Source organism: Ideonella sp. P3_A4, from assembly GCF_056403075.1.
This window is the reverse complement of the sequence record NZ_JBFUGE010000917.1, coordinates 1-1,806: the sequence shown is the minus strand read 5'-3', so window position 1 is coordinate 1,806 and position 1,806 is coordinate 1. Positions and strand designations below refer to the sequence as shown.

The window sequence follows — 1,806 nt, the reverse complement described above, 5'->3', positions numbered from 1 at the left end:
TCGCTGTCTTTCACGCTTTGCAGCGCGCCTTTGACCATCACGTCCAGCTCGTCGAGGTCCTCGTGAAAGTCGGCCCGAACCGCCTCGTCGTCGAGCAGTTCGGTGCGAAGCTTCAGCCGCATGATCGGTGTCTTCAGGTCATGCGAGATGCTGCTGAACAGGCGGTCGCGGTCTTCGACGAAACGCTGGATGCGGGCTTGCATTTCGTTGAAAGCGCGCGCAGTGCCGCGCAATTCCACGGTGCCGGTTTCAGGCACACGCGCAGGGTGCATCGCGGTGCCGAAGGCGTTCGCCGCACCAGCGAGTCTTTGCAGCGGCCGTGTCAGGCTGCGGGCCACGAACAGCACGAGCAGCAGCACCGTCAGCAGCGTGGCACCCTGCAGCAGCAGGCGGTCGCGCGTCAACGGATTGGCGTTGTCAAGGAAGTACGGGTCCGGCATCGTCGTGGCCAGCAGCAGCCAACCACCGGGCTCGAATTCGGCCTGGATCACCAGCAGCGGCGCGGGCCGTGGCCGCAGCAGCATCGAACCTTCGACCCAGCGCTCGGGCAGGTCGCGCAGCGTGCGGCCGTCGTCGGTCACTGGCTGCGTGTCGGGCATGACGAACGCCACTTCGAGCGCAGTGCCACGTTCAAAGTCTCCGGCCAGTCGCGCACGCACGTCAGCGGTCACGGTATCGGCCAGCTGCGATGGCTCGATCGGCTGCAGCGGCACCCGCGAGCGGTTGACCTGCACGAAGAAGCGCGTGCCCCCCATCGTGCGCAGTTGCTCGGTGATGATCGGCCGGTACTGCGACGGCAAGTCGCGAAAGAAGCGAATTGCACCGCCCGCGCTGCGCGCCGTCTGCTGCGCGGCCTCACGCGCGTCGCGCAAAGCGCTGTCGTGCAGCTGCCAGGCCCAGATCGCCGTGCCCAGCGTCTGGCTCAGCAACACACCTGCAGCCATCGTCAGCATGATGCGGCCACGCAGGCTGCGCGGCAGCAGCCGGTCGGCCCAGCTGGCGCGCGCTGCCGCCGCAGCCTCAGTCATGGGAGGCTTGGACCTCCACCGAGAACACATAACCGCTGGAACGCACGGTCTTGATCAGCGCCGGCTGTTTGCCGTCATCGCCCAGGCGCTGACGCAGACGGCTGACCTGTACATCGAGTGAGCGATCGGTCGGCCCCAGGTCGCGGCCACGGGTCTGCTCCATCAGGCGTGCACGGTCCAGCACCTCGCCCGGGTGCTCGGCGAACAGGCGCAGCAGGTCAAAGTCCATCGCCGTCAGCGTCACCGTCTCACCGCTTGGCGCGGCGAGCGTGCGCTCCAGGCGGTCGAGGCGAAAGCCGGCAAAGCTCAGATAGCGCGGGGCGCCCTCACCGCTCATGCCAGCGCGGCGATGGATCGCCTTGATCCGCGCCAGCAGCTCGCGTGGGTTGTAGGGCTTGCCGATGTAGTCGTCAGCGCCCAGCTCCAGCCCGACGATGCGCTCCGTGTCGTCGGCACTCGCGGTCAGCATGATGATCGGCAGCGTCGGCGCGCGCTGGCGCACCAACTGGCACAGCGCAAAGCCATCGGTGTCCGGCAACATCACATCCAGGATCACCAAGCTCAGCTCGTCTCGGTAGCGCTCCAAGCCACTGCGAAAACTCGCGCCGTCGGAGGCCAGCTGCACCACGTACTGGTGCTTTTCGAGGTACAGCTTCAACAGCTGCCGCGTCTTCTGGTCGTCGTCGACCGCGAGGATGGTGCGCTTGCGGGGGAGGTTCATGAACGGGCGTCAGGCAGACGCTTTGCCGCCGCCAGATTGGCGATGTTCGGCCAGCAT

2 protein-coding genes are annotated in these 1,806 nt (G+C 66.8%); both read right to left on the bottom strand.

Features of this window, described 5'->3' with window-relative positions; translation table 11 throughout:
- Positions 1-1,028: HAMP domain-containing protein (locus AC1DYI_RS34410; protein WP_477208591.1), on the bottom strand; the 1,028-nt coding region annotated here is incomplete at its 3' end.
- Entirely contained in the window at positions 1,021-1,749 is a 729-nt protein-coding gene (locus AC1DYI_RS34405; RefSeq protein WP_477208590.1) for a response regulator, read from the bottom strand. The genes AC1DYI_RS34405 and AC1DYI_RS34410, both read right to left, overlap by 8 nt.
- Positions 1,750-1,806: the final 57 nt, after the last annotated feature.

Bases quoted from the DNA above. Each gene is read 5' to 3' on its own strand.
- AC1DYI_RS34405 (WP_477208590.1), bottom strand. From the start codon at position 1,749: ATGAACCTCCCCCGCAAGCGCACCATCCTCGCGGTCGACGACGACCAG.